Below are 2,502 nucleotides of genomic sequence, written 5' to 3' on the forward strand. Positions count from 1 at the left end.
TGCTCCCAGACGTCCAGGCCCATGATCGGGTAGAGGCCGTCCATCAGGGGGCTGTCCTGGTTCGCCGTGCTCATGACCTCGAGCTTGCCGTTGCGCCACACCAGCCAGGCCCAGCCGCTGCCGAAGCGCCCGAGCGCCGCCTTGGTGAACTCGTCCTTGAAGGAGGCGAAGTCACCGAACGCCTGCTTGATGGCGTCCGCCAGCTCACCGGTCGGCTCGCCACCCTTGTTCGGGCCCATGATCTCCCAGAACATGGTGTGGTTGACCGCACCGCCCCCGTTGTTGCGGACGGCCGTCCGGATGTCCTCCGGCACCTGATTGATGTTGCGCAGGACATCCTCGGCGCTCATGTTCTCCAGGTTGGAGTGGCCCTTGATGGCGTTGTTGTAGTTGTTGACATAGGTCATGTAGTGGTTGTCGTGGTGGTAGCGCATGGTCGCTTCGTCGATGTGCGGCTCCAGCGCGTTGTACGCGTAGGGCAACTCGATCGCCTGGTAGGCCATAACCTTCCCTCCTTGGTAACGATCGATCAGCCATGCGGGCCGAGCGCCTTGGGGCCCGGATCCGTCGCACCTCCCATTATCACACAAGATGGTTCAGAAACCAGACCGTACGCACTCCCGCGCCGTTACCCATCGCTCGGTGGGCCGTCCGAGCCGACGAGGATCGGCTCCACGACCGTGTCCTCGCGCCTCGGGTCGAAGCGCCAGATCACCGGTCGCCGGACGACCGGCAGCGCGACGTTGTAGACCGGGATGCCCTGGTCGGTGCACCCCTCCGACCGGCCGCGATGGGCGTGGCCGTGGACGGCGAAGAGCACCTGGTGGCGTTCGAGCGCCTGCCCCAGTTCGCTCGACCCCAGGTAGGGGTGCAGCGCCGGCGGTTCGTCACCCATGGTGTCGGCGGTGGGGCTGTAGTGCGTCAGCGCGACGCGGTAGTCGCAGCCCGCGACCGCGGTCAGCCCGCGGTCGAGTTTGCGGCTCTCCTCGATGACCTTGTCGTAGAGCACCTTCCAGGCCGTCTCACCGAAGGGCTCGAGGTTGTACGGCCGGAAGCCGCCGCCGAAACCGATGCAGCCGGCCAGGCCGAGGCGCACCCCGGCGCGTTCGAACACCCAGCCGTCGCCGTCGAGCACGACGACCCCACATGCTTCGAGGATCTCCTGGATGATCTCCTGCTGGTTGTGGTGGCAGTCGTGGTTGCCCAGGACGGCGACGACGGGGAGATGCTCGCAGTCAAGCAGCGAGGCGAGCACCCGGGCCTCGTCCGCCACACCGCTGTCGGTCAGGTCGCCCGCGAGGAGGAGCAGGTCGGCTTCCTCCCGGACGAAATCGAACAACTTCCGCAGCTCGGCTTCCGTGCCCTTGCGGGTGTGGATGTCGCCAATCGCGGCCAGTCGAATCACAGCGCTCTCCGCCTACGTGTGGGATACGGCGTTCCCGGCCCGTCTGCCCGCATGCTGCACGAATCGGACCACGGCGGCGGTACGTGACTTGCATTGGCACGCGCAACCCGGCAACGGAGCCGGGTGGGACGGAGGGCTGGGCATGCAGATGAGCATGCAACACGACCTGCCGGCCGAAGTCCAGGCCATCTACACGCGCGCCATGCGGACGCTCCAGGACGCGGGCGTGCCGTATCTGGTGGCTGGGGCGCTGGCGGTCTATCACTACACTGGACTCTGGCGGAACACGAAAGATCTCGACCTCTTCCTGCGACCCGAAGACCGCGACCCGGCGCTGGTCGCGCTCGCCAATGCCGGGTTCCGGGTGGAGATCCTGGCATCGCACTGGCTGGCAAAGGCAGTCGACGGCGATGTGGTCGTCGACGTGATCTCAGGGTTCGGGAACTGGCTCCAACCGGTGGACGATAGCTGGTTCGATGCGGCAGAGCCGCTACGGATTTTCGGCCTGGACACATCGGTCCTGGCCATCACCGACCTGATCTGGGCCAAGTCGTACGTGGCCGGGCGAGAGCGGTTCGACGGCGCCGACATCGCGCACCTGATCCGCCGCGCCCACGACCGGATCGACTGGCAGCACCTCCTCGACCGCTACGCCGACCACTGGGAGCTGCTGAGCGTCTACATCCACTATTACCGCTTTGTCTACCCCGAGGCCCGCTCGTTGGTCCCGACCTGGGTGGTCGAGTACCTGATTGCGCGGCTGCAGGACGACCTGCGCACGCCCGCGCGCCCCGAGGTTTCCTTCCGCGGGCCGCTCCTCGACCGTTTCTCCTACCTCGTGGACATTCATCACTGGGGCGAGTCCGATCCGCGCGAGCACGTCGCGCGCCGCCGCGATCTCCCACCTGAGGAGGTCGTCGAGCAGCGGGCTGCCGACCAGGCGCTCGTCGAGCAGGATCGGGTGCACGGGAAGCGGTTTCGTGATACGTGATGCGTCATGCGTCATGCGTCATGCGTCCCCCCTCACCCCCGGCCCCTCTCCCACGAGGGGAAAGGGGAGTATCACGCATGCCGGATGACGAGTGACGCATGACGCA

3 protein-coding genes are annotated in these 2,502 nt (G+C 66.5%); 1 reads left to right on the plus strand and 2 read right to left on the minus strand.

Features of this window, described 5'->3' with window-relative positions; genetic code table 11:
• A partial coding sequence (locus tag IRZ30_RS16970; RefSeq protein WP_294086877.1) for a superoxide dismutase occupies nt 1-503 on the minus strand: 503 nt, incomplete at its 3' end.
• Nucleotides 504-628: 125 nt separating this feature from the next.
• Nucleotides 629-1,405, minus strand: coding sequence for a metallophosphoesterase (locus IRZ30_RS16975; RefSeq protein WP_294086878.1), 777 nt, complete (start codon nt 1,403-1,405; stop codon nt 629-631).
• Between the two features lie 142 nt (nt 1,406-1,547).
• On the opposite strand from IRZ30_RS16975, the gene IRZ30_RS16980 reads away from it, so the two are divergent.
• Nucleotides 1,548-2,396: a nucleotidyltransferase family protein gene (locus IRZ30_RS16980; RefSeq protein WP_294086880.1), complete on the plus strand. Its 849-nt coding sequence runs from the start codon at nt 1,548-1,550 to the stop codon at nt 2,394-2,396.
• Nucleotides 2,397-2,502 lie beyond the last annotated feature (106 nt).

Source organism: Sphaerobacter sp., from assembly GCF_019683595.1.
Lineage (GTDB): Bacteria > Chloroflexota > Chloroflexia > Thermomicrobiales > Thermomicrobiaceae > Sphaerobacter.

What these genes read in the sequence shown, in the direction of transcription:
- IRZ30_RS16980 (WP_294086880.1), top strand. Translation starts at nt 1,548, where the DNA reads ATGCAGATGAGCATGCAACACGACCTGCCGGCCGAAGTCCAGGCCATC.